The sequence below is a fragment of the Streptomyces sp. NPDC057616 genome (assembly GCF_042800575.1).
GTDB lineage: Bacteria > Actinomycetota > Actinomycetes > Streptomycetales > Streptomycetaceae > Streptomyces.
The window spans coordinates 1-22,238 of sequence record NZ_JBHVGU010000066.1 but is presented as its reverse complement, the minus strand read 5'-3'; the positions used below and the strand labels follow the sequence as shown (position 1 = coordinate 22,238).

The 22,238-nt window shown below is 74.1% G+C and carries 25 protein-coding genes, 1 pseudogene and 1 riboswitch; of the genes and pseudogenes, 15 read left to right on the top strand and 11 right to left on the bottom strand.

Annotated features, from left to right (window positions below; genetic code table 11):
* Positions 1-53: 53 nt before the first annotated feature.
* Positions 54-644, bottom strand: a complete 591-nt coding sequence (locus tag ACFU97_RS44155; protein ID WP_384268483.1) for a histidine phosphatase family protein — start codon at positions 642-644, stop codon at positions 54-56.
* A gap of 98 nt (positions 645-742) precedes the next feature.
* Positions 743-3,052, bottom strand: coding sequence for a 5-methyltetrahydropteroyltriglutamate--homocysteine S-methyltransferase (gene metE, locus ACFU97_RS44150; RefSeq protein ID WP_384268481.1), 2,310 nt, complete (start codon positions 3,050-3,052; stop codon positions 743-745).
* 153 nt (positions 3,053-3,205) lie between these two features.
* Positions 3,206-3,430, bottom strand: a riboswitch (cobalamin riboswitch).
* A 172-nt stretch (positions 3,431-3,602) separates the two neighbouring features.
* Between metE and ACFU97_RS44145 the strand changes: the two genes are divergently transcribed.
* Positions 3,603-4,403: a class I SAM-dependent methyltransferase gene (locus ACFU97_RS44145; RefSeq protein ID WP_384268478.1), complete on the top strand. Its 801-nt coding sequence runs from the start codon at positions 3,603-3,605 to the stop codon at positions 4,401-4,403.
* Between the two features lie 70 nt (positions 4,404-4,473).
* On the opposite strand, the gene katG is transcribed toward ACFU97_RS44145, so the two are convergent.
* The gene (katG, locus tag ACFU97_RS44140; protein ID WP_384268476.1) at positions 4,474-6,687 is read right to left on the bottom strand and encodes a catalase/peroxidase HPI; all 2,214 of its coding nucleotides are present in this window, start codon (positions 6,685-6,687) and stop codon (positions 4,474-4,476) included.
* Positions 6,688-6,711: 24 nt separating this feature from the next.
* Positions 6,712-7,158 carry a Fur family transcriptional regulator gene (locus tag ACFU97_RS44135; protein WP_384268474.1) on the bottom strand — a complete coding sequence of 149 codons (447 nt, stop codon included), beginning with the start codon at positions 7,156-7,158 and terminating at the stop codon, positions 6,712-6,714.
* Positions 7,159-7,450: 292 nt separating this feature from the next.
* On the opposite strand from ACFU97_RS44135, the pseudogene ACFU97_RS44130 reads away from it, so the two are divergent.
* The 3 genes and pseudogenes from ACFU97_RS44130 to ACFU97_RS44120 form a co-directional block, all read left to right on the top strand.
* Positions 7,451-8,229, top strand: a pseudogene (locus tag ACFU97_RS44130) (reductase); the annotation flags it as partial.
* Positions 8,230-8,242: 13 nt separating this feature from the next.
* Positions 8,243-9,199 (top strand): XdhC family protein, encoded by a 957-nt coding sequence (locus tag ACFU97_RS44125; protein ID WP_384268472.1) that lies wholly within the window; start codon positions 8,243-8,245, stop codon positions 9,197-9,199.
* A 124-nt stretch (positions 9,200-9,323) separates the two neighbouring features.
* Entirely contained in the window at positions 9,324-9,791 is a 468-nt protein-coding gene (locus ACFU97_RS44120) for a molybdopterin-dependent oxidoreductase (protein WP_384268470.1), read from the top strand.
* Here the strand turns inward: ACFU97_RS44120 and ACFU97_RS44115 are convergent.
* The gene (locus tag ACFU97_RS44115) at positions 9,736-10,125 is read right to left on the bottom strand and encodes a molybdopterin cofactor-binding domain-containing protein (RefSeq protein WP_384268467.1); all 390 of its coding nucleotides are present in this window, start codon (positions 10,123-10,125) and stop codon (positions 9,736-9,738) included. The two genes, ACFU97_RS44120 and ACFU97_RS44115, sit on opposite strands and share 56 nt — an antisense overlap.
* Before the next feature lie 4 nt (positions 10,126-10,129).
* Here ACFU97_RS44115 and ACFU97_RS44110 point away from each other — a divergent pair, with 4 nt between their 5' ends.
* Together ACFU97_RS44110 and ACFU97_RS44105 are read left to right on the top strand one after the other, a co-directional pair.
* On the top strand, positions 10,130-10,429 hold the full coding sequence (locus tag ACFU97_RS44110) for a hypothetical protein (RefSeq protein WP_384268465.1): 300 nt from the start codon (positions 10,130-10,132) through the stop codon (positions 10,427-10,429).
* Positions 10,430-10,470: 41 nt separating this feature from the next.
* Positions 10,471-10,740 (top strand): PucR family transcriptional regulator, encoded by a 270-nt coding sequence (locus tag ACFU97_RS44105; RefSeq protein WP_384268462.1) that lies wholly within the window; start codon positions 10,471-10,473, stop codon positions 10,738-10,740.
* 5 nt (positions 10,741-10,745) lie between these two features.
* On the opposite strand, the gene ACFU97_RS44100 is transcribed toward ACFU97_RS44105, so the two are convergent.
* Together ACFU97_RS44100 and ACFU97_RS44095 are read right to left on the bottom strand one after the other, a co-directional pair.
* Positions 10,746-11,279: a class I SAM-dependent methyltransferase gene (locus tag ACFU97_RS44100; RefSeq protein WP_384268460.1), complete on the bottom strand. Its 534-nt coding sequence runs from the start codon at positions 11,277-11,279 to the stop codon at positions 10,746-10,748.
* 64 nt (positions 11,280-11,343) lie between these two features.
* Complete coding sequence (locus tag ACFU97_RS44095; RefSeq protein WP_384268458.1) at positions 11,344-11,799, bottom strand: DUF5990 family protein; 456 nt, start codon at positions 11,797-11,799, stop codon at positions 11,344-11,346.
* Positions 11,800-11,931: 132 nt separating this feature from the next.
* Between ACFU97_RS44095 and ACFU97_RS44090 the strand changes: the two genes are divergently transcribed.
* Together ACFU97_RS44090 and ACFU97_RS44085 are read left to right on the top strand one after the other, a co-directional pair.
* Positions 11,932-12,522, top strand: a complete 591-nt coding sequence (locus ACFU97_RS44090) for a hypothetical protein (RefSeq protein ID WP_384268455.1) — start codon at positions 11,932-11,934, stop codon at positions 12,520-12,522.
* Between the two features lie 39 nt (positions 12,523-12,561).
* The gene (locus ACFU97_RS44085; RefSeq protein WP_384268454.1) at positions 12,562-13,314 is read left to right on the top strand and encodes a YcnI family protein; all 753 of its coding nucleotides are present in this window, start codon (positions 12,562-12,564) and stop codon (positions 13,312-13,314) included.
* 6 nt (positions 13,315-13,320) lie between these two features.
* Here ACFU97_RS44085 and ACFU97_RS44080 read toward each other — a convergent pair whose 3' ends face one another.
* Both ACFU97_RS44080 and ACFU97_RS44075 read right to left on the bottom strand, forming a co-directional pair.
* Positions 13,321-13,614 carry a hypothetical protein gene (locus ACFU97_RS44080; protein WP_384268451.1) on the bottom strand — a complete coding sequence of 98 codons (294 nt, stop codon included), beginning with the start codon at positions 13,612-13,614 and terminating at the stop codon, positions 13,321-13,323.
* Positions 13,615-13,626: 12 nt separating this feature from the next.
* On the bottom strand, positions 13,627-14,130 hold the full coding sequence (locus ACFU97_RS44075) for a MarR family winged helix-turn-helix transcriptional regulator (protein ID WP_384268448.1): 504 nt from the start codon (positions 14,128-14,130) through the stop codon (positions 13,627-13,629).
* 118 nt (positions 14,131-14,248) lie between these two features.
* On the opposite strand from ACFU97_RS44075, the gene ACFU97_RS44070 reads away from it, so the two are divergent.
* Entirely contained in the window at positions 14,249-14,767 is a 519-nt protein-coding gene (locus ACFU97_RS44070) for a YceI family protein (protein ID WP_384268446.1), read from the top strand.
* 6 nt (positions 14,768-14,773) lie between these two features.
* Here the strand turns inward: ACFU97_RS44070 and ACFU97_RS44065 are convergent, their stop codons facing one another.
* Positions 14,774-16,531 (bottom strand): hypothetical protein, encoded by a 1,758-nt coding sequence (locus ACFU97_RS44065; protein WP_384268444.1) that lies wholly within the window; start codon positions 16,529-16,531, stop codon positions 14,774-14,776.
* 234 nt (positions 16,532-16,765) lie between these two features.
* On the opposite strand from ACFU97_RS44065, the gene ACFU97_RS44060 reads away from it, so the two are divergent.
* The 4 genes from ACFU97_RS44060 (at position 16,766) to ACFU97_RS44045 (ending at position 19,475) form a co-directional block, all read left to right on the top strand.
* The gene (locus ACFU97_RS44060; protein ID WP_384268442.1) at positions 16,766-17,155 is read left to right on the top strand and encodes a cell division protein SepF; all 390 of its coding nucleotides are present in this window, start codon (positions 16,766-16,768) and stop codon (positions 17,153-17,155) included.
* A 75-nt stretch (positions 17,156-17,230) separates the two neighbouring features.
* The gene (locus ACFU97_RS44055; protein WP_384268441.1) at positions 17,231-18,460 is read left to right on the top strand and encodes an AAA family ATPase; all 1,230 of its coding nucleotides are present in this window, start codon (positions 17,231-17,233) and stop codon (positions 18,458-18,460) included.
* A complete protein-coding gene (locus ACFU97_RS44050) occupies positions 18,457-18,816 on the top strand; it encodes a nucleotide pyrophosphohydrolase (protein ID WP_384268438.1) in 360 nt (119 codons plus the stop codon). The genes ACFU97_RS44055 and ACFU97_RS44050 overlap by 4 nt, the downstream gene beginning before the upstream one ends.
* Positions 18,817-19,004: 188 nt before the next feature.
* Positions 19,005-19,475, top strand: coding sequence for a DUF6099 family protein (locus ACFU97_RS44045; RefSeq protein WP_384268436.1), 471 nt, complete (start codon positions 19,005-19,007; stop codon positions 19,473-19,475).
* A 13-nt stretch (positions 19,476-19,488) separates the two neighbouring features.
* Here the strand turns inward: ACFU97_RS44045 and ACFU97_RS44040 are convergent, their stop codons facing one another.
* Positions 19,489-19,656, bottom strand: a complete 168-nt coding sequence (locus ACFU97_RS44040; protein WP_384268434.1) for a hypothetical protein — start codon at positions 19,654-19,656, stop codon at positions 19,489-19,491.
* A 237-nt stretch (positions 19,657-19,893) separates the two neighbouring features.
* Here ACFU97_RS44040 and ACFU97_RS44035 point away from each other — a divergent pair, with 237 nt between their 5' ends.
* Both ACFU97_RS44035 and ACFU97_RS44030 read left to right on the top strand, forming a co-directional pair.
* A complete protein-coding gene (locus ACFU97_RS44035; RefSeq protein ID WP_384268431.1) occupies positions 19,894-20,817 on the top strand; it encodes an LLM class F420-dependent oxidoreductase in 924 nt (307 codons plus the stop codon).
* A gap of 138 nt (positions 20,818-20,955) precedes the next feature.
* On the top strand, positions 20,956-22,238 hold a 1,283-nt coding region (locus ACFU97_RS44030; RefSeq protein ID WP_384268429.1), incomplete at its 3' end, for a 3' terminal RNA ribose 2'-O-methyltransferase Hen1.

Here is a 22,238-nt window from a genome sequence, read left to right as displayed (position 1 = left end):
AACGTACGAGAGGGCCCGCGGAGTCGTCCGCGGGCCCTCTCGCGTGCGAGGGGTCAGTCCTGGTCCGGTTCCGGCCGCAGCGGGTTGCCCAGCCGCAGGTTCCAGCGGCCCGCCCGCCCGCTGAGCTCGGTCGCCGTCAGCGGCGGCACGTCGGCACGCCAGAAGGACGTCGCGGGCGCCCCCAGCACCCGTACCACCACGGCCCGTACGACGTCCGGCTCGACCACGGCGAGGGTGCGGCCGTCCGTCCGCGAGGCGGCGTCCAGCCAGCGCCCGACGCGCAGGCACAGGTCCTCGACCGACTCCCCGCCGTGCGGCGCGCACGCCGGATCGGCCAACCACCGTGCCACCGCCTCCGGTTCGGACCCGCCGACCTCGTCCAGCGTGCGGCCCTCCCAGCGGCCCGTCCGCAGACCGGCCAGGTCCGCCGAAGGTTCGGCGGCGGCCAGCCCGAGCGCCGTGGCCGTCTCCCGGCAGCGCACGCTGGGGGAGACCATCACGTGCGCGGCCGGCGGCAGCGTCCCGGCCGCCGCGCGGGCCCGCGCCGCACCGCCGTCGTCGAGCGGCGTCGTGCCGTCGTCGAAGCGCGCCTGCCGCAGCGACAGGCTCATGGCGGGCGAGATGAGGGTGACACGGCTGGTCACGGTGCTCCTGTCGTCCGGGGCGGGGGAGCGCGGTGCCCGCCCGGGGCGAGCGGGCGGTGCCGTCCGCCCCGTGGCGCCGGCACCGCCCGTACAGCCTCCTACAACTCCGCGCGCACCGTTCGCGCGGCGGCCACGAGGTTCTCCAGGGAGGCCCGGGTCTCCGGCCAACCGCGGGTCTTCAGGCCGCAGTCGGGGTTGACCCACAGCCGTTCCGCGGGGATCGCCCGCAGCCCGGTCCGCAGCAGGCCGGCCGCCTCCTCGACGCTCGGGACGCGTGGGGAGTGGATGTCGTAGACGCCGGGGCCGGCCTCGCGCGGGTAGCCGTGCGCGGCGAGTTCGCGGGCGACCTGCATGCGGGAGCGGGCCGCCTCCAGGCTGATGACGTCGGCGTCGAGGTCGTCGATGGCCTGGACGACGTCGCCGAACTCGGCGTAACACATGTGGGTGTGGATCTGGGTGTCCGGCCGCACGCTGCCGGTCGTGAGCCGGAACGCCTCGGTGGCCCAGGCCAGATACGCCGGACGGTCGGCGGCGCGCAGCGGCAGGGTCTCCCGCAGCGCCGGCTCGTCGACCTGGATCACCGAGGTCCCGGCCGCCTCCAGGTCGCCGACCTCGTCCCGCAGGGCGAGGGCGACCTGGCGGGCGGTCTCGGCCGCCGGCAGGTCGTCGCGGACGAAGGACCAGGCGAGCATGGTGACCGGCCCGGTGAGCATGCCCTTGACCGGGCGGGAGGTGAGCGACTGGGCGTACGCCGTCCAGCGCACCGTCATCGGTTCGGGGCGGCTGACGTCGCCCGCGAGGATCGGCGGGCGCACGTAGCGGGTGCCGTAGGACTGGACCCAGCCGTGGCGGGTGGCGAGGTAGCCGGTCAGCCGCTCGGCGAAGTACTGGACCATGTCGCCCCGTTCGGCCTCGCCGTGCACCAGGACGTCGAGGCCGGCCTTCTCCTGGAACGAGATCACCTCGCCGATCTCCGCCTTGATCCGCTCCTCGTAGCCGGACGGGCCGATGCGGCCGGCCCGCAGGTCGGCGCGGGCGGTGCGCAGGGCGCCGGTCTGCGGGAACGAGCCGATCGTCGTGGTCGGCAGCAGCGGCAGGGCGAGCAGGGCGCGCTGCGCCGCGGAGCGTTCGGCGTACGGCTGGGAGCGATGGGTGTCGGCCTCGGTGACCGCGGCGGCGCGGGCTCGGACGGCGGGGTCGCGGGTGAGGGGGGAGCGGGCGCGGGAGGCGAGGGCGGCGCGGTTCGCGGCCAGTTCGGCGGCGATGGTGTCGGTGCCGCGGGTCAGGCCCCTGGCGAGGGTGACGATCTCGGCGGTCTTCTGCCGGGCGAAGGCCAGCCAGCGCAGGATCTGCGGATCGATGTCGCGCTCGGCGGCCGTGTCGAGCGGGACGTGCAGCAGGGAGCAGGAGGCCGCGACGTCGACGCGGGCGGCCAGTCCGAGCAGGGTGGCGAGGGTGCCCAGCGACCTGCCGAGGTCGTTCGCCCAGATGTTGCGGCCGTCGACGACGCCGGCCACCAGCCGCTTGCCGGGCAGCCCGCCGGCGGCGGCCACCGCGTCCAGGTTGGCGGCCGCGGGCCCGGTGAAGTCCAGGGCGAGTCCTTCGACCGGGGCCTTGGCCAGCACGGGAAGGGCGTCCCCGAGGCGGTCGAAGTAGGAGGCGACGAGCAGCCGGGGCCGGTCGGTGAGGGCGCCGAGGTCGCGGTACGCGCGCGCCGCGGCGTTCAGTTCGGCCGGGGTGCGGTCCTGGACGAGGGCGGGCTCGTCCAGCTGCACCCAGGTGGCGCCTGCCGCGCGCAGGTCGGCCAGGACCTCGGCGTACACCGGCAGCAGCCGGTCCAGCAGGGTGAGCGGCTCGAAGTCCGCGGACACGCCGGGCGCGGGCTTGGCCAGCAGCAGATAGGTGACCGGGCCGACCAGGACGGGACGCGGCGCGAGGCCGAGCGCGAGGGCCTCTTGGAGCTCGGCCACCTGCTTCGCGCTGTCGGCGGTGAAGACCGTGTCCGGGCCCAACTCCGGCACCAGATAGTGGTAGTTGGTGTCGAACCACTTGGTCATCTCCAGCGGCGCCATGTCCTGGGTGCCGCGGGCCATCGCGAAGTACCCGTCCAGGGCGTTCGCCTCGACGGCGTCCCGGTGGCGGTCCGGGATCGCGCCGACCATGACGGTGGTGTCCAGGACGTGGTCGTAGTACGAGAAGTCGCCGGTCGGCACCTCGTCTAGGCCGGCCTCGGCGAGCGACCGCCAGGTCGCGGCGCGGAGCCGGGCGGCGGTGGCGTCGAGGGCCCCGGCGGTGACGCGGCCCTTCCAGTAGCCCTCGACCGCCTTCTTCAGTTCCCGGTCGGGTCCCTGGCGGGGGTGGCCGTACACGGTGGCCCGTGCGGCGGCGGCTGCGGTCCTGCTGGTCACGGAGATCTCCTTCGCGAGACGATTCCCTGAACTCCCGGGCGACGGGGACGAGGACGCGAAGGGGCGACGGACCGGACGGCGGCCTGCGGCCGGTCCGTTCGGTGTGCGCGCCGACCCGCCCTCGAGGTCACCGGAAGACCGCGCACGGGTCTGGTCCGCACGCGGGCAGCCGGCAGGTCTTCGGACTCACGGGCACGCCCTCCTGACCGGAGGACACCTACTGGCCGTCGCTTCCCAGGTCCGTTCTGCCGGACCCAGTGCGTATGACGGCGGTTGTTCCCGCTCACCGCTGCGGGGCAGTCCCGGATTCCCACCGGGTTCCCTCTTACGACGCATCCCGCCTGGCGGACGGGGCGAACCAGCTGCACGGGCCACCCTACGGCTCCGCCCCGGCGCGCGTCGGAGGGTGTCCGGCATGCGGCCGGTGACATGGCCCACGCGCCGTCGGCCGAGACGTCCGCCGCGCCCGCGCGGCCCGCGCGTGGGATGGTGCTGACGGTGGCCCCCGCGGGCGGGCACGTGCCCGCGGCCGAGGAAAGGCGGGGCTGACGTGGCCGACTACTCCCTGACGCTCAGTGACTCGGAGATCCGGCGCTACCGGCTCATGGCGGACGCCGCCGAGCGGCGGGAGCGCGAGCTGTGGACCACGGCCGGGGCGGGCCCCGGCGCGCGAATCGCGGACGTCGGCTGCGGCCCCGGCGCGGTCGCGGTCCGGCTCGCGCGGCTCGCGGCCCCGGACGGAGCGGTGTGGGCGGTGGACCGGGACGCCGGCGCGCTGGCCGTCGCGTCGGCGCTCGCCGAGCGCTCGGGCGTCGCGGTGCGCACCGGGCTCGCCCCGGCCGAGCGCACGGGGCTGGACGCCGGCGCCTTCGACCTGGTGATGATGCGGCACGTGCTGGCGCACAACGGCGGGCACGAGCAGGCGATCGTCGACCACCTGGCCACGCTCGCCCGGCCCGGCGGCGGCACGGTGTACCTCGTCGACGTCGACATCAGCTCCTCCGGCCTGCGCAACGCCCCGCCCGCCTTCGACGAGATGCACGAGCTCTACGGCGAACTGCACCGGCGCCGGGGCGACGACCTGAACATCGGCACCCGGCTCGACGAACTGCTCGTCGCCGCGGGCCTCGACCTCGTCGTCTTCGAGGGGCACATCGACGTCGTCACGCCGCCGCCCGGGATGCGCGGCCCGGCCTGGGCCGCCCGGGAGGCCCTCGTCGCCGAAGGGCTGGCGACCCTGGACGACGTCGCCCGGTGGGACGCGGCCCTTCGGGAGGCCGAGGAGGAGGTGGGGAGCGGCGGACGCCGTTTCTTCGCCGCCCACTTCGTCGCCGTCGGGCGGCGGCCGTGAGGGAGCGCGGCCCCGAACACGGCCAGGGCCGGCCCGATATGGGCCGGCCCTGGTGCGTGGTGCGGTGGGATCAGACGAGGTCGAACCGGTCCAGGTTCATGACCTTGACCCACGCCTTGACGAAGTCCGTCACGAACTTCTCCTTGGCGTCGTCGCTCGCGTAGACCTCCGCGAGGGCACGCAGCTCGGAGTTGGAGCCGAAGACGAGGTCGGCACGGGTGCCGGTCCACTTGACCGCGCCGGAGGCATCACGGCCCTCGAACGAGGTCTGGTCCTCGGAGGTGGACGTCCAGGTCGTACCCAGGTCGAGCAGGTTGACGAAGAAGTCGTTGGTCAGGACGCCCGGCGTCTCGGTGAGCACGCCGTGCTTCGAACCGTCGTAGTTCGCACCCAGGACACGCAGGCCGCCGACCAGGGCGGTCATCTCGGGCGCGCTCAGGTTCAGCAGGTTCGCGCGGTCCAGCAGCAGGTACTCGGCCGGGAGACGGTTGCCCTTGCCGACGTAGTTGCGGAAGCCGTCGTACTGCGGCTCCAGCGCGGCGAACGACTCGGCGTCGGTGTGCTCGTCGGTCGCGTCGACACGGCCGGCCGCGAACGGCACCTCGACCGCGACACCGGCGTCCTTGGCCGCCTTCTCCACGGCCGCGGAGCCGCCGAGGACGATCAGGTCGGCCACCGAGACCTTCTTGGCGCCGGAGTTGAACTCGCCCTGGATGTTCTCCAGGACACGCAGGACCTGCGCGAGCTCGTCCGGGTTGTTGACCTCCCAGCCGCGCTGCGGCTCGAGGCGGACGCGGCCGCCGTTGGCGCCGCCGCGCTTGTCGGAGCCGCGGAACGTCGAGGCCGACGCCCAGGCCGCGCCGATCAGCTGCGGGACGGTCAGACCGGAGTCGAGGATCTTCGCCTTGAGCGCCGTCACGTCGGCGGCGTCGATGGCCTCGCCCTCGGCCTCGGGCAGCGGGTCCTGCCACAGCAGCGTCTCGGCCGGCACCTCCGGGCCGAGGTACAGGGACTTCGGGCCCATGTCGCGGTGGGTCAGCTTGTACCAGGCGCGGGCGAACGCGTCCGCGAACTCCTCCGGGTTCTCGTAGAACCGGCGGGAGATGGGCTCGTAGATCGGGTCGAAGCGCAGCGACAGGTCGGTGGTGAGCATCGTCGGGCGGTGCTTCTTGTCCGCGTCGAAGGCGTCCGGAACGATCTCCGGGGCGTCCTTCGCCTCCCACTGGTTGGCGCCGGCCGGGCTCTGGACGAGCTCGTACTCGTACTCGAAGAGGTTCTTGAAGAAGCCGTTGCTCCACCGGGTGGGCGTGGTGGTCCAGGTGACCTCCAGGCCGGACGTGATCGCGTCCTTGCCCACACCCGTGCCGTACGTGCTCTTCCAGCCCAGGCCCAGCTGCTCCATCGGGGCGGCCTCGGGGTCGGCGCCGACGTTGTCCGCCGGGCCCGCGCCGTGGGTCTTGCCGAAGGTGTGGCCACCGGCGATGAGGGCGACGGTCTCCTCGTCGTTCATCGCCATCCGGCGGAAGGTCTCGCGGATGTCGCGGGCCGCGGCGATCGGGTCCGGGTTGCCGTTCGGGCCCTCGGGGTTGACGTAGATCAGGCCCATCTGGACGGCGCCGAGCGGGTTCTCCAGCTCACGGTCGCCGGTGTAGCGCTGGTCGTCCAGCCAGGTGGTCTCGGGACCCCAGTAGACGTCCTCCTCGGCCTCCCAGACGTCCGCGCGGCCGCCGCCGAAGCCGAAGGTCTCGAAGCCCATCTGCTCCAGCGCGACGTTGCCGGTGAGGACCATCAGGTCGGCCCAGGAGATGCTCTGGCCGTACTTCTTCTTGATCGGCCACAGCAGACGGCGGGCCTTGTCGAGGCTGGCGTTGTCCGGCCAGCTGTTGAGCGGGGCGAAGCGCTGCTGGCCGGCGCCGGCGCCGCCGCGGCCGTCGCTGATGCGGTAGGTGCCCGCGCTGTGCCAGGCCATGCGGATCATCAGCGGGCCGTAGTTGCCGAAGTCGGCCGGCCACCAGTCCTGCGAGGTGGTGAGCACCTCGGCGATGTCCTGTTTCACGGCCGCGAGGTCGAGGGCCTGGAAGGCCGCCGCGTAGTCGAAGTCCTTGCCGAGCGGGTTCGCCACGTCGGGGTTCTTGGCCAGGATCTTCAGGTTCAGCCGCTCCGGCCACCACTGACGGTTGCCACCACCCTGAGTCGGGTGCGCGGCACGCTCGTGCGCGACCGGGCAGCCGCCGGTGCCGTCCGCCTTCGGGTCGGTCACGATTGCATCGGGGTTCTCAGACATGACAGTCCTTCCGAACTGGGTGGATCAGGGTGCTGAAGTGGGGGCTTCGGTGGAGCAGGCGGGGCACAGGCCCCAGTAGATGACCTCGGCCTCGTCGACCGCGAAGCCGCGGTCGTCGGAGGCGGTCAGACAGGGGGCGTGGCCCACCGCGCAGTCGACGTCGACGACGGTTCCGCACGATCGGCACACGAGGTGGTGATGGTTGTCGCCGACCCGTCCCTCGAACCGGACGGCACTGCCGGGCGGCTCGAGGCGGCGGACGAGTCCGGCCGTGGTGAGCGCGTGGAGAGCCTCGTACACGGCCTGCAGGGATATGTGGCCCACGCGGTCGCGCACTCCCGACGCGATCGCTTCGACGCCGAGGTGGTCGCCCTCGCGGACGGTCTCGAGCAGTGCGACGCGGGCGGCCGTCACCCGCAGGCCGGCACCGCGCAGCTCAGCGGCGGTGTTCGGGGTCTGGGACGCGGTCATGGGATCAACCTAGCCCGATAAACACGAAGAGTTCAAGAAAACGAACCCGCCAAGTTTTGCCGCGCCGCCCTGAACGGCGGATGACGGGCGGGTGCGGCGGGGACGGGCGGCACCGCGGCACGTCCCCGGCCACCCCGGCGCTCCCTCTCACACCCCCGGCCCCGCCCCGGTGCGCCCGGTGTAGCCCCCGCTGACCTGCGCAGGAGACACCGTGAAATGGGCGCTACGTAGCGTCACGGATGGTCGGAACGTGCGGGACGATCGGCGGAGGCGGGGTGTCGTGGGCGGGTCCAAGCTGCTGCGCCCGGGCAACAAGGACGGGCTCGCTCAGTGGTCCTGGGGACGGCAGGCCGCCGACGTGGTCGCCGAGCACGGCACCCGGGCCGGGGCGGGTGAGTGGCCGAGGTCCTCGGCCGCCTCCGGCCGCGGCTGTACTCCCTATCGTCCAGCCCGCTGACCGACCCCCGCCTGGTCTCCCTCACCGTCTCCGTCGTCCGCTACGAGAACCTGCACGGCCGGCCGCGGCAGGGCGTCTGCTCCCCGTTCCTGGCCGACGCCGCGCCGGGCGGCGTCGTACCGGTCCGCGTCCAGCCCGCCGCCCACTTCCGGCCGCCCGCCGACCCGGCCACCCCGATGGTGGTGGTCGGCCCCGGCACCGGCGTCGCCCCCTTCATCGGCTTCCTGGAGCAGCGGCGCGCCCTCGGCCACCGGGGCCCCAACTGGCTGTTCTTCGGCGAGCAGCACCGGGCCGCCGACTTCTCCTACGAGGACGAGCTGACCGGCTTCCTCGCCGACGGCACCCTCGCCCGCCTGGACTCCGCCTTCTCCCGCGACCGGCGCGCCAAGGTCCACGTCCGGGACCGGATGCGTGAACACGGCCCGCTGCTGTGGTCCTGGCTCCAGGACGGTGCGCACTTCTGCGTCTGCGGCGACGCCGCCCGCATGGCCAAGGACGTCGACCGGGCCCTGAGGGACGTCGCGGTCGTGCACGGCGGCCCGGACGAGGCGGGCGCGGCGGCCTACGTCAAGCGGCTCGCCACCGACAGAAGGTACGTACGCGACGTGTACTGACTACGCTGGGGACATGCGTGAACTGGCGGACACGGCGCGGCGGTGGGTGGCCCTCGGGCGCGGTGCGGCGGTCCTAGCGCGGCCGGTGACCGAGCGGGGGTTCGGGCCCCGGCGACCGGCCGACGCGCTCCTGATCGACGCGGAGGGGACCTGCCACGGCAGCCTCTACCAGGGCGCCTTCGACCGGCGGCTGGCCGAGGAGGCCGCCACGCTCGCGCCGGGGCACACCGCCCGCGTGTGCGCGGTGGCCGTCCACGACGACGGGGTCAGGGAAGCGGGGCTGACCTGCGGCGGGCAGGCGGAGATCCTGCTCCAGCCGCTGCCCGCCGTCCCGGCCCGCTGGTGGGAGGTGCTCGCGTCCGGCGGCGACGCCGCGCTGATCACCTGGCTCGACGAGCGGCGCGCCCATGCCGTCAGCACCGTGGTCACCCCGGGCCCGGACCCGGACGAGGCGGACCTGCCGCCGCAGGCCGCCGCCCGCGCCCGCGACCTGCTCGCCCGCCGTCGCGCCGGCCGCGAGGTGCGGTCCACCGACGCCGGGCTCGTCCTGATCGAGACCTGCCCCGCCGTCCCCCGCCTCGTCATCGTCGGCGGCGGTGAACTCGCCGAACTCCTTCTCGCGCAGGCCGAGTTGCTGGGCTGGCAGGCCGCGGTCACCTCGGCCGCGCAGGACGCCGCGAAGCTGCTCGCCGAGCGCCCCGCGGCCGCCTGCCTGATCATGCTCAGCCACGAGAGCGAGGTCGACGTCCCCACCCTCCGTACGGCGCTCACCTCGGGCATCCCGTACGTGGGCGCCCTGGGCTCGCGCCACACGCAGGAGCGCCGGGCCGCGGGGCTCGCCGAGGCGGGCCTGGACGAGCGGCTGCTCGGGCGCATCCACGGCCCGATCGGCCTGGACATCGGCGCCCGCACCCCCGCGGAGACCGCCATGGCCATCTGTGCGGAGGTCCTGGCGGCACTTGTGGCCTAGGCGCAGATGCGAGGTGGCGATCTCCTGTCGCTTCGCACAAGCGCGGGCGCACCCCCGTTTTGGCGTGCAGATGCGTTTGTCGGAAGCGGGCCGCCGGGTACGGTCGAGCGGGAGGTGGTAGCCCGTGACGCAGCCCCTGACGCAGCCGGTCGCCGAGCTCGCCGTGACCGGTGATCTCGCCCGCCCGGCCCGGCTGACCGTGCCCGATCTGCTCGGCCGGCCGCAGCACGAGGTGCGGGTCGCCTTCGAGTGCCGGACCAGCGGCGTGCAGCACCACAGCTTCGCCGGACCGCTCCTGTACGACGTGCTGTCCGACGCGGGCCCCGGCTTCGACCCCGCCCGGCGCAAGGACCGGCTGCGCTTCCTGATCGCGGTCACCGGCGCCGACGGCCACCACGCGCTGCTGTCCTGGGCGGAGATCGACCCCGACTTCGCGCACGCGCCGGTGCTGCTCGCGGCCGCCATCGACGACGCTCCGCTCGACGGCGCCGGACCCCAGCTGGTGCTGCCGCAGGACCGGTGCGGGGCCCGGTACATCAGCGGGATCCGGGCGATCCGGGTGGACGGCGGATACCCGCGTCACGAAGCCTGAGCCACACCCGGTCCCGGGTCGGCGGCACCTGCGTGAAGCGCACACCGGCCGCGTCCGCCGTCTCCGTGAAGTGGACCTCCGTGCGCGGCACGTCGGCGTGCTGGGGCAGCCGGTCGCGGCGGAAGGCGGCGGTGGCCACCGCCCCGTGCCCGTCGAGCCGCACGATCTCGAAGAGGGCGGCCCCGAGCGCCTGTTCCACACCGCCCTCGACCTGCCCGCGGCACTGCGGGCCTGCGGTCTGCCGCCGGATCTCCCGTACCGGGTGGTCGTCGCCGGCACGGCCGCCCGGCGGGACGGTCTCGCGGAGGGGGCGCCGGCCGAGGCGGTCGCACACGGCGATGGGCCCCGCCGTGCTGGGCCCGCTGCCGGACGGCCTCGCCTTCGCGGTCGTCCCCGAGGACGACGCGGTCCGGATCGCCGACGCCTGGCCGCGGGTGACCGCGGGCGCGCCGAACGTGCCGGTGCACGCGGGAATCGGGGCCGCCGCGCACGGCACCGGGGGCGCACGAGCGGGCACCCCCGACGGCGGGGCGGCTCTCAACGGCGCGCCGGCGGAGGCCGGTTACGTCCTCGCCTCGGCCAGCACCACCGCGCCCGGCGACTCCGCGCCGCCCTCACCGGCCTGGAGACGCTGCTGACCGGCATACCCGCCGAGGTCCGCGCCGCCTACAGCCATTGCGTGCCCGGCCCGCTGCCGCGGCCCCGGGACGCGTCCGCCGCCGTACTGCGGGAGACCCTGGAGACCTTCCTCGCCCACGACGGCTCCTGGGCGCGCACCGCCGAGGCCCCGCATCCGCACGTCAACACCGTGCACTACCGCGTCGGCCGCATCGAGCACTTCACGGGCCGCCACCTCTCCCGCCTCCACGACCGCCTCGACCTGTGGGCGGCTCTGCTGTGCCGCACGGACGGGGACGCCCGGGAAGCGGCCCGGCCCCTGACGGGGTGACCCGATCACCTGGCCTGGGTCACCCTCCAGAGCCGGTAGGGGAGTTCGCCCTCCTCGAAGGCCTGGACGCCGTGCACGTGCCAGCCCCGGGACAGGGCGTGCAGCAGGTCCGCGTCGAAGAAGTGGACGGCGACGCCGCCGTGTTCGTAGACCGTGCCGCCGCGGTGGACCCCGGTGCGGAAGTGCGGGTCGCCGGTGTGGCGGACGGTGTAGACGAGCAGGCCGCCCGGGCGCAGCACCCGGCCGATCTCGTCCACCGCCGCCCGCATCTCCCGGGTCGTGGGCACCGCGCACAGCACCAGGGGCGCGAACACGGCGTCCACGCCGGCGTCGGGCAGCGGCAGCGGGACGCGCAGTTCGGCCGTCCGCACGGTGAGGCCCGCCCGGGCGAGGAACGCCGCGTCCGGTCCGTGCCCGGCGCCGAGGACGAGAACCGTACGGGCGCCCGCGGTACGGAAGGCGCCGGCGGCCCACCGCGCGGACGCCGAGGCGGCGAGGGAGGCCCCGGTCCGTGGGTCGTGCGGTTCCTGCTGACGCATGGTCGCCTCGCCGGTCGGTGGGTCGGACGGGAGCGCTGCGCGGACGGTCCGTGGCTGCCCCCGGTCAGCTCAGGCCGTCGGGCCCGGCGCTCCAGGTGATCCGCGGCGGCACGACCCGGGCGCACAGGGGGTGACCGCGCCCGTCGGTCAGCCCGAGCCGCCCCACCAGCAGTCCTTCGCGGACGGCCGCCCCGAGCACGTCCGCGGGCACCGCGTCCAGCATCAGCTTGGCGCGCCGGAACATGGCGAAGGCACCGGCGCCGTCGACCGTCCCCCACGACAGATAGACGAACCGGGCGCCGGGACGCCCTTGAACATAGGGCCCCTTGACGTCCGTACCGGTGACCGTGCACTCGAACGTCCAGCTCGCACGGACCGCGTCGCCCGGCTGCGGGTCGAGCAACTCGCCCGGGCGGTCCCGGCGTTGCACGGCCACATGGATGTCCGTGTACGACGGGATGCCGTCGCCGGGCCCGCAGCTGCGGCCGGGCAGGTCCACGCCGTCGATCCGGATGCGCATCCCGACACCGCCTTGGCCGTTCGGTCCGTGGGTCTTCAGTGTGCACCGGCGCGGGCCGGCATCCGGACGGCGGGGCCGAACCCGGGCATGGCAGTATCGGGCGCCATGAGGGCGGCCCCTTCGGTACGCGTCATGCGCGCGGCGGTGTTCGCCGCGCTGTGCGTGCTGCTCGCCGCCGGGGGCCATGCCCTCGCGACCGGGGCGGCGCCGCCCGTGTGGGTGCAGGCCGCCGGGTTCGGGCCGGTCTTCGGCGCCGGCTGTCTGCTGGCCGGGCGCGAACGGTCGCTGCCCGCCATCGGCGCGGGCACGCTCACGGCCCAGGGCGGACTGCACCTCGCCTTCGACTCCGTACGGCCGCACCCGGGCATGACCATGCGGGGGATGCCCGGCATGGGCGGGATGCAGGCCATGCACGGCATGGGCATGGCCCACTCGCACGCCCTGGCGCCGCACGCCACCGTCGCGCACGTCGGCGCGGCCGTGGTGCTCACGTGGTGGCTGCGGCGCGGCGAGGCCGCGCTGTGGTCCCTGCTGCGGCGCGCCGCCCGGCTCGTGCCGGGCCTCGCGGCCTGGTGGCAGGTGCGCGGCGGTGGGTGGAGGGTGCCGGACCCGCCCGACGCCGTACGCCGGGGGGCGGGTGCTCCGCGGCCGCTGCGGCGGCTCCTGCTGCGGCACGCGGTGCAGCGGCGCGGTCCGCCGCGGGGGACGTCGTACGCGATCTGATCACGACACCCCTCACCCAGTACGGAGACCGACCCAGTCATGTCCACCGCACGTACCGCCCTGTTCCGCGCCGGCGCCGTGACCGCCCTGGCCGCCGCCGGGGTCCTCGCCGCCGCGGGCGCCGCCTCCGCGCACGTCACCGTCCACCCCGACAGCTATGCGAAGGGCGCCACGGACGGCGTCCTGACCTTCCGGGTCCCCAACGAGGAGGACACCGCCCGGACCACCAAGGTGCAGGTCTTCCTGCCCACCGACCATCCCGTCCTCGGTGTGCTCGTCCCGCCGCCGCGGGACGGCTGGACGGCGAAGGTCACCAGCACCAAGCTCAAGACGCCGGTCAAGACCGACGACGGCACCATCACGGACGCCGTCTCCGAGATCACCTGGACCGGCGGGAAGATCGGCCCCGGCCAGTACGAGGACTTCGACGTCGCCTTCGGTCAACTGCCCGACAGCGGCGACCAGCTGGTCTTCAAAACCCTGCAGACCTACTCGGACGGCAGGACCGTCCGCTGGATCGAGCAGCCCCAGTCCGGCGGGGACGAGCCGGAGAACCCGGCCCCCGTCCTCAAGCTGACCGCGAAGACCGCCGGGGACGACGGCGGCGACGCGGGCGGCGCAGGCGACAGCTCCGGCGCGCCGGCCTCGAAGGCCCCCGCCGCGTCCGCCTCCTCGGACAGCAGCGACTCCACCGCCCGCGCTCTCGGGATCGCCGGACTGGTCGTGGGGGCGCTGGGCCTGGCGGCGGCCGCGTTCGCACTCCTGCGCGGCCGTTCCGGCACGGGTTCCTGACGGCCGCTACCGCCGCAGCCCGCGGGTGACCCCCGCCGCGACGAACGCCACGCCCAGCCCGGCCCCGGCCCCGGCCAGGGTCCTGGCGCTTCGTCCCGGCGGGGCCGGCCGTACGCCCGGTCCTGCGGCGTACGCACTGCCGTGCGCGCCCGCGGGCAGGCCAGAGGCCAACAACTCGGCCAGGTGCACGCCTTCGTGACCGCCGACCTCCAGGTGAGCGCGCTCGAAGCCGCAGGTGCCGGCCCGCCCGCAGCAGCCGGCCTCCAGCCCCTCGGCGTCCACCGGGGCACGGGCGGGCATCCGCCGTGCCGGCTACCCCGCCTCGGGTTCTCCGGTGAGTCGCGGCAGCAGGCCGGACACCGCCTCGTGCTGGTCCGGTCCCATCACGCGGGTGAGGGCCCCGGTGACCGTCGAGGCAAGCGTGGCGGAGGCGTCCTCCAGGAGGGTGCGCGCCTTGTCGGTGAGGGCGACCTCGATGCCACGCTTGTCGCCGCAGACCGACTTGCGGGTGACCAGGCCGGCGTGCTGGAGACAGGCGATCTGGTAGGTGAGCCGGGTCTTCGGGCGGCCGAGGAGCTCCGCGATGCGTGTCATGCGCAGGCCTTCCCTCGGCGACTCCGCGAGCAGGCACAGGATCAGGAACTCGTCGTGCGAGACGTCGAGCCGGTCCTTCACCACGGACCGCAGCTCCTGCTCCACCGCCCCCATGGCCGCGAGCATCACCATCCACGCCCGCAGCTCCTCGGGCAGCAGTCCGCCGCCCTGCGCGGACGGGCATCCGGGCAGGTCGCCGCTGTGCTCCTCGGGGTCGGCCATGGGATCGAGTCTAACCGTTGTCCAATTTTGGACGAGACGGTTGTCCAGATTTGGATAACAGGCTAGCGTGAGGTCATCCAAATTTGAACCAACCGCTCGCATCCCCCTGGAGAAGCTCATGACCGTCGCCGTCGAAACCGGTGTGTGGCAGCTGGACACGACCGCCTCCACCGTCGCCGTGCGCCACCGGACGATGTGGGGCCTCGTCACCGTCAAGGGCGCCTTCGGCGCCGTCGGCGGACAGGGCGAGGTGCGTCCCGACGGCTCCGCCACCGGCACCCTGACCCTGGACGCCGCCACGCTCGACACCGGGAACAAGAAGCGCGACGAGCACCTGCGCTCCGCCGACTTCTTCGACGCCGCGAACCACCCCGAGATCACCTTCGCCGTGCGCGGCGCGACGGCCGGGTCCGGCGACACCGTCGAGGTCTCCGGTCAGCTCACCGTGCGCGGCGTCAGCCGTCCGCAGACCCTCACCGCGCGGCTGGTGGGCGCGGACGCCGACGCGCTCACCCTGGAGACGGAATTCGCCGTGGACCGCCACGAGTTCGGCCTCACCTGGAACCAGCTGGGCATGATGCGCGGCCTGACCACGGTCACGGCCGCACTGCGCTTCGTGCGCGGCTCCGGGGCCTGACGCTGGTCAGCGGGAGTGGTGCGCACCGGCGCCGGCGCGCTCCCTGAGACGGATGTAGGTGCTCGACAGCGTCTGCGGCGTCGCGGTGAAGGCCCGCAGGCGCAGCCGGGTGCTCGGTCTGGTGGGCAGGGCGAACTTCCCGGCGGCCGGGCGGATCTCCATCCGCGCGGTGCCGTGGGCGGGGATCGTGGCCGGTCCCCGCACCAGCGACCAGTACTTTCCGGACCCCTGGTTGGTCGTGACCATGAAGTGCGGGGTCAGGGGACTGCCGCCCTCGTTCGTGACCTGGAGCGTCAGCCGGGAGACGACGTCCGCGGACAGGCGCCGTACCGCGGCGACGCGCATCCGCAGCGGCGGCGTCCCGGTGACCGCCACGGCCGCGCTCGCCAGCGCCGGTGCGACCAGGAGCACGCAGGCCGCGATCAGTGCCGTACGGCGGTGCGGGCCGCGCAGCGGGCGCGGGCGCGGCTGCCAGGCGCGGGCGAACTCCGCCGGGGGAGCGGTGACCGCCGCCGCCAGCCACAACGGGGTCATCATCAGGTAGTAGCCGTCCTGCGAGCGGGTCGCCAGGTAGAAGGCGCACCAGGGCAGGACGGTCGCCGCGGGGCCCAGACGGCGCATGAACAGCACCAGCAGCGCGAGCAGGGCCGCGGCCAGCAGCAGGCTGGCGTGCCCGTACCAGTCGAGCCGGTCGCTGCCGTCGGTGAGGTAGAGGGAGATGTCCCCGAGGCCCTGCCCGTGCAGGGTCGCGCCCTGCGTCAGCGGCAGCGCGATGCCGGCGATCCAGGTGCCCGGCTCGCTCACGACGAAGTACGTGTTGATCAGCAGCCATACGGTGGCGGCGATGCCGACGACCCGCAGGATCAGCCGTGTCGCGGCGCGCGGGCCCAGCTCGCCCCGGCGCACGGCGTAGATCCCGGCCAGCAGGAACGGCGTCAGGAACCAGGGCAGTTGCTGGGTCGCGCACGCGGCGCCCAGGCACATCGCGCGGGCGGCGCCGGCCGGTCCCAGCCGGCCGCCCCGCCCGATCCGCGGCCAGTGCACGACCACCGGGATCAGCAGGGCCAAGGCGGTGATCGCCGGGTAGCCGAGCCGGGCGTAGGTCGGCAGGAAGCCGAAGCCGAGGCAGGCCATGGTGGCCGCCGACCGCCACGGCGTGGGCAGCATCCGCCACAGCAGGACGGTGCCGGCGACGAGCGCCGCGGTGCTCACCGCGGTCGCCGGGGCGCCGCCGTGTCCCAGCCACAGCAGCGGTGCGGTGAGCAGGGGGGCCAGCGGCGGATAGCCGTAGGTGAAGTCGTAGCCGCCGGTCACGGTCGGGGTGAGCGCGACGCCGTGGCCGAAGAGCCAGGGCCAGGGCTGCCCGTAGACGGGATGGCCCGCGACGATCTCCCGGGCGGCCTGGGTGGTCAGGATCGCCTCGTCGGAGCCGCCGTGGTTCATGACCCAGGTGCACAGGGCCAGCGTCACCGCCGTGACCAGGACGCACAGGTCCAGCCGCGCCAGCGGGCGGGTCCTGCGCACCACCAGCGCCAGGACGCCGCACACCAGGATCGAGGCGTAGCAGACCGAGATCACCGCGGCCACGGGCAGCCGGTGGCTGGCTCCCTGGGTCCACACCGACCGGGTGCCGATGAAGAGGCTGACGTCCGCCAGCAGGGTCAGCACGCGATGCCACTGCTGCGGTTGCGGTTGCGGGTCGGCGGACACCGCCGACTGCGTCCGCCGACCGGGTGCCACCAGCTGATTTTCTGCCAAGTGCACGTCAGGTGACGCTAGCCGCGCCCGGTGAGCGGCGGATGGCGGGAGGTGAAGAGTCCGGTGTGAGGCCGGTAAGAAGCCTCGATCAGGCAGGAAGCGGTCATTCCGGACGTCAACGCCCGCTTCTTTGGGCACGGTTGTGACGGTCGCGGACCGTGTCGCTGTTGGGCCGAACGGGTGACTTGGCGTAAGAATTGGCTGGTGCAGGCATGGAGTACGAGTCAGTTGGGGGAGCCGGTGAACAGCCACGACGTCACCGATGAGCAGTGGGCGGGCCTTGCGCAGGTCGTGCCGCTGCGGGGGCGCGACGCCTGGCCGTCCGCGGTGGACCACCGCTCGATGCCCGAGGCGGAGACGGAGATGCGCCGCCGCTTCGTGGTGCTCCGGGTGAACGTCTTCGCGGACGCCCGCGAGGTCGCCGAGACCCTGATGGCCGGCATCCCCGTCCTGCTGGACCTCACCGGCGCGGAGTCCGAAGTCGCCAAGCGGGTGCTGGACTTCAGCACCGGGGTCGTCTTCGGCCTGGCGAGCGGCATGCACCGCGTGGACCGGAACGTCTTCCTGCTCACCCCCGCGGACACCGAGGTCACCGACCTGATGGAGAGCGCCGGGATGTCGGGCGTCTGACCGCGGTCCCCCGATCGTAGGAAGCTGCCGACGCCGTAACGGTTCACCGGCCGGAGCCGGATCTACGGTCGCGCCATGACCGTGCCGACCGCGGGCCGCGCCCGCCCCTGTCTCACCGAGTTGCGGCTGTCCGCGTTCGCCGGGCACCGCGGGACCGGGTTCGGGCTCGGGCCGGTCACCGTGCTCGCCGGCGGCAGCGGGAGCGGCAAGACGACCGCGTTGCGGGCCTACGAGGCGCTCGCGCGGCTCGGCGGTGGCGCCGAGGTGGCGGAGGTGTTCCCGGACGCGGCCGCGTACGTCCCGGACCGGGCGCGGCCCGACGCGCAGCGGCGGCGGGGGTTCCGCATCGGCTGCACCGCCGACGGGCCCGAGGGGCCGGTCCGGCTCGACGTCGCGGTGCAGGCCGAGCCCGAACTGCGCCTCGTGGGCGAGCGGTTGACCTCCGGCGGGCTGGTGCTGCTGGAGACCGCCCTGCGCGACCCCTCCCGCCGTACCGTGCAGGCCGCCTGGCACACCGCCGGCTCCGCGTCCGTGACCCGCGCCCCGCTGCCCGACGACCGGCTCGGCACCGCGCTGCTGCCCCTGCGTGTGGCCGGCAAGACCGACGGGCAGCGCCGGGTGCTCGCCGCCGCCGAGCAGATGGTCGTCGCGCTGCGGTCCGTGTTCGCCTGCGATCCGCGCCCGCGCCGGATGCGAGGCCCGGTGCCGATGGGTTCCGGCCGGCTCCTCGGCGGCTGCGACAACCTCGCCGACGTGCTCTGGCGCACCCGCGCCGAGTGCGGCCGGCGGCATGCCCTGCTCGTCGACGCGGTGCGCGCCGGATGCCCGGGACCGGTCGCCGACGTGCTCGCCGAGCCGCTCGGCGACGGCTGCGTGCGGGCCGTGCTCGACCGCGGCGACGGTCTCCGTACGGCCCTGCGGCGCCTGGGCGACGGCGAGTTGAGGTATCTCGCCCTCGCCCTGGTCCTGCTGACCGGCCCCGGGGTGCTGGAGGTGGACACCGCCGGCGAGGTGCCCGCCGCGATGCAGACGCTCACCGTCCTCGCCGACGGCTTCGACCGCTCCCTCGACCCCCGGCAGCGGCGCGAACTGCTGCGGCTGGCGGGGCGGATGGGCGTACGCGGCCACATCCGCGTCGTCGCCGCGGTCAGCGACGCGTCGTGGCTCACGGGGGCGGACGGCGCGGGGATGGACGGCGGCGCAGAGGGAGGCGGCGCGGAGGGAGACGGTGCGGAGGGAGACGGGGCCGCGCGGGGCGGTGCGGGCGGGGCGGCTGGTGTCACGGTGGTACACCTGAAGCCGTGAACGATCCCCAGGCCCCCCGGGGCGGCCCCCCGCGCGAACCCCTCGACGTGCCGGGACTGCAGCGCAGGCTGGCCGACTTCGCGGCCGCCCGCAACTGGCAGCCGTACCACACGCCCAAGAACCTCGTCGCCGCGCTCAGCGTGGAGGCGTCCGAACTGGTCGAGATCTTCCAGTGGCTGACGCCGGAGGAGTCGGCCCGCGTCATGGACGAGCCGGACACCGCGCACCGCGTGACGGACGAAGTCGCCGACGTGCTCGCCTACTTGCTGCAGCTGTGCGAGGTGCTGGACATCGATCCGCTCGCGGCGCTGGACGCGAAGATCGACCGCAACGAGCGGAGATTCCCCGCGCCGTAAGGCAGTTGTGAGGAGTGGTTCAGTCCACTTTCACTCTCCGCAGTCAATTTCCGGCCTGAAATCGATTTGTTGTCCGCAGATTTCCGTCTTCCTCTGGCTTTTCGTCCCACACACCCTCACTCTGGGTAGTGGACAACGGAGTTCGGGAAGACGCGTGGGCAGCGCGTCGGGACGGACGGGGGCAGCGCATGGACGCTGTGCGGCTCATCGTGACCAGCAGACGTGCCCTGACAGGGAGCAGCGGCATGCCGGAGACCATGACCGAGGTATGGCAGGCGCAGGCCCTGGCGCAGGCGATAGGCAGTCGCCTCGCGGTGGCCGGCCCGCCCGAACTGCGCGGTGAGGCGCTGGGGTTGACCGAGCTGGCGGGCCGCGGCTGCGGCGTCCTGGACACCCCCCGCCTCACCACCGAGGAACTGCGCGCGGCCCAGCTCACCGACCTGGGTGACGCCCGCCAGGCGCTCCTGTGCCTCGGCGGCCTGCTCGGCGAGGTGAGCATCGCCCTGGTGGGCGTCGCCTGCGCCGCGGACGACGAGAGCACCTACTGGCAGTGCATGGAGGCCATCGACGCGGCGGACGAGTCCCGGGACCGGGTACGGGAGATGCTGCGCAGGCTGGCGGACCGGGAGGAGGCGTTACCGGGGCGGGAGGCGGGCTAGGGTCTGTCCGGCGTCAGGCGTTCTCGCCCTCCTCCGCCGTGCCCCGCCCCGCCGACTGCAGATCCGCGTCCAGGGCCGACAGGTCCGCGTTCAGGGCCGCCATCAGCTCCTCCATCTGCTGCAGCAGCCCCTTGGGCCGGCCGGTGCCCTCGCCCTGCTGCGGAACGGACTCTTCGGACATGACGGCCTCCTCGGCCCCGGGCCCCGGGCGAGGCCCATGCGGGTGACACACCGGCGAGGACCGGCCGGTGCGGGCGCCGGGCGATCCGGCTCCGCACGCCCAACGATCGCCATAAGGCCCGGTCACTGGCGGGTGCGTGCCCCGCGCGCGGCGTTGACGGATTTCACCCGACCGGGGACGCGGCCCCCGCAGGACGCCGGTGGGGCCGCCCGGCCACGGGCCGTGCAGGATGGAGGGATGGATCTTCGCATCTTCACCGAGCCCCAGCAGGGGGCCTCCTACGACACGCTTCTCACCGTGGCGAAGGCCACCGAGGACCTCGGTTTCGACGCCTTCTTCCGCTCCGACCACTATCTGCGCATGGGTTCGGGGGACGGCCTGCCCGGCCCCACCGACGCCTGGATCACGCTCGCCGGCCTGGCCCGCGAGACCCGGCGCATCCGCCTCGGCACGCTGATGACGGCCGGCACCTTCCGGCTGCCCGGCGTGCTCGCCATCCAGGTCGCGCAGGTCGACCAGATGTCCGGCGGCCGCGTCGAACTGGGCCTGGGCGCGGGCTGGTTCGAGGAGGAGCACAAGGCGTACGGCATCCCCTTCCCGAAGGAGAAGTTCGGCCGCCTGGAGGAGCAGCTCGAGATCGTCACGGGCCTGTGGCGGACGAAGCCCGGCGAGACGTTCGACTTCCACGGCAGCTTCTACGACCTCACCGGCTCGCCCGCGCTGCCCAAGCCCGCCCAGGACCGGATCCCGGTGCTGATCGGCGGCCACGGCGCGACCCGCACCCCGCGCCTTGCGGCGCGCTTCGCCGACGAGTTCAACATGCCGTTCGCCTCGGTCGAGGACAGCGAGCGCCAGTTCGCCCGCGTCCGCGCCGCCGCGGTGGAGGCCGGCCGCGACGCGGACGACCTCGTCCTGTCCAACGCCCTGGTCGTCTGCGTCGGCAAGGACGACCAGGAGGTCGCCCGCCGCGCCGCCGCGATCGGCCGCGAGGTCGGCGAGCTGAAGGCCAACGGTCTCGCGGGCACCCCGGCCGAGGTCGTCGACAAGATCGGCCGCTACGCCGAGACCGGCTCCCGTCGCTTCTACCTCCAGATCCTCGACCTCTCCGACCTGGACCACCTGGAGCAGATCTCCTCCCACGTCCAGGCCCAGCTGTCGTAGGAATAAACGAGGGCGCCGGTCGGCGGCCGTGTGCGAAGGTGGGACGGTCGTCCTGCCGAGCCCCCAGGATCACCGTTCCTGGGGGCTTTCGCGCGCACGGCCGTAGCAAATCGTCCACCGGCCGGAGAGGCCCTGCCCATGTTCCTGACCATCACCACCACCGGCACGCCGGAACGCCCCGCCACCGACCTCGGCCACCTGCTGCACAAGCATCCCGACAAGGCGCAGGCGTTCTCCACCTCCTACGGGACGGCGCACGTCCTGTACCCCGAGGCGGAGGAGCAGCGCTGCACGGCGGCGCTGCTGCTGGAGGTCGACGCGGTGGCCCTGGTGCGGCGGGGCAAGGGCAAGGGACGCGGCGGCGCGCCCGACGCGGCCCTCGCGCAGTACGTCAACGACCGGCCGTACGCGGCCTCCTCGCTCCTTGCCGTGGCGCTGAGCAGCGTGTTCTCCAGCGCGATCAAGGGCACCTGCCACGCCAGGCCCGAGCTGCCGGCGCAGCCGCGCCCGCTGCGCATGGAGGTGCCCGCGCTGCCCGCGCGCGGCGGCCCGGAGCTCGTACGGCGGCTCTTCGAGCCGCTGGGCTGGACGGTGGCCGCCGAACCGGTCGCGCTGGACAGCGAGTTCCCGCAGTGGGGCGACTCGCGGTACGTGCGCCTGGTCCTGGAGTCGCAGGAGCTGACGCTCGCCGAGGCGCTGCGCCACCTCTACGTGCTGCTCCCCGTGCTGGACGACGCGAAGCACTACTGGGTCGCGCCCGACGAGGTCGACAAGCTGCTGCGCGCCGGTGAGGGCTGGCTGCCCGCGCACCCGGAGCAGAAGCTGATCACCAGCCGCTATCTCTCGCGCCGCTGGTCGCTGACCCGGCAGGCGATGGAGCGGCTTGAGCTGGTGCGGCTTGCGGAGGCCGACGACAGCGAGGTCGAGGAGCTCGACAACGCGGTCGGCGCCGAGACCGAGGACGAGGAGAAGCCGACCCCGCTGGCCGTGCTGCGGCGGGACGCGATCATCGAGTCCCTGCGCGGGGCGGGTGCCGCCCGGGTCCTCGATCTCGGGTGCGGACAGGGTCAGTTGGTGCAGGCGCTGCTCAAGGACCCGCGGTTCACCGAGATCGTCGGGGTCGACGTGTCGGTGCGCGCGCTGACCATCGCCTCGCGGCGGCTGAAGCTGGACCGCATGGGCGAGCGCCAGGCTTCCCGCGTCAAGCTGTTCCAGGGTTCGCTCGCCTACACCGACAACCGCCTCAAGGGGTACGACGCGGCCGTGCTCAGCGAGGTGATCGAGCACCTCGACCTGCCGCGGCTGCCCGCCCTGGAGTACGCGGTGTTCGGCGCGGCCCGGCCGCGCACGGTCGTGGTGACCACCCCGAACGTGGAGTACAACGTCCGCTGGGAGTCCCTCCCGGCCGGCCACGTCCGGCA

What these genes read in the sequence shown, in the direction of transcription:
- ACFU97_RS44095 (WP_384268458.1), bottom strand. Translation starts at nt 11,799, where the DNA reads ATGCGCATCCGGATCGACGGCGTGGACCTGCCCGGCCGCAGCTGCGGG.
- ACFU97_RS44100 (WP_384268460.1), bottom strand. Translation starts at nt 11,279, where the DNA reads ATGCGTCAGCAGGAACCGCACGACCCACGGACCGGGGCCTCCCTCGCC.
- ACFU97_RS44070 (WP_384268446.1), top strand. Translation starts at nt 14,249, where the DNA reads ATGACCGTCGCCGTCGAAACCGGTGTGTGGCAGCTGGACACGACCGCC.
- ACFU97_RS44045 (WP_384268436.1), top strand. Translation starts at nt 19,005, where the DNA reads ATGGACGCTGTGCGGCTCATCGTGACCAGCAGACGTGCCCTGACAGGG.
- ACFU97_RS44085 (WP_384268454.1), top strand. Translation starts at nt 12,562, where the DNA reads ATGTCCACCGCACGTACCGCCCTGTTCCGCGCCGGCGCCGTGACCGCC.
- ACFU97_RS44090 (WP_384268455.1), top strand. Translation starts at nt 11,932, where the DNA reads ATGCGCGCGGCGGTGTTCGCCGCGCTGTGCGTGCTGCTCGCCGCCGGG.
- ACFU97_RS44080 (WP_384268451.1), bottom strand. Translation starts at nt 13,614, where the DNA reads ATGCCCGCCCGTGCCCCGGTGGACGCCGAGGGGCTGGAGGCCGGCTGC.
- ACFU97_RS44075 (WP_384268448.1), bottom strand. Translation starts at nt 14,130, where the DNA reads ATGGCCGACCCCGAGGAGCACAGCGGCGACCTGCCCGGATGCCCGTCC.
- ACFU97_RS44110 (WP_384268465.1), top strand. Translation starts at nt 10,130, where the DNA reads ATGGGCCCCGCCGTGCTGGGCCCGCTGCCGGACGGCCTCGCCTTCGCG.
- ACFU97_RS44135 (WP_384268474.1), bottom strand. Translation starts at nt 7,158, where the DNA reads ATGACCGCGTCCCAGACCCCGAACACCGCCGCTGAGCTGCGCGGTGCC.
- ACFU97_RS44035 (WP_384268431.1), top strand. Translation starts at nt 19,894, where the DNA reads ATGGATCTTCGCATCTTCACCGAGCCCCAGCAGGGGGCCTCCTACGAC.
- ACFU97_RS44040 (WP_384268434.1), bottom strand. Translation starts at nt 19,656, where the DNA reads ATGTCCGAAGAGTCCGTTCCGCAGCAGGGCGAGGGCACCGGCCGGCCC.
- ACFU97_RS44125 (WP_384268472.1), top strand. Translation starts at nt 8,243, where the DNA reads ATGCGTGAACTGGCGGACACGGCGCGGCGGTGGGTGGCCCTCGGGCGC.
- katG (WP_384268476.1), bottom strand. Translation starts at nt 6,687, where the DNA reads ATGTCTGAGAACCCCGATGCAATCGTGACCGACCCGAAGGCGGACGGC.
- ACFU97_RS44055 (WP_384268441.1), top strand. Translation starts at nt 17,231, where the DNA reads ATGACCGTGCCGACCGCGGGCCGCGCCCGCCCCTGTCTCACCGAGTTG.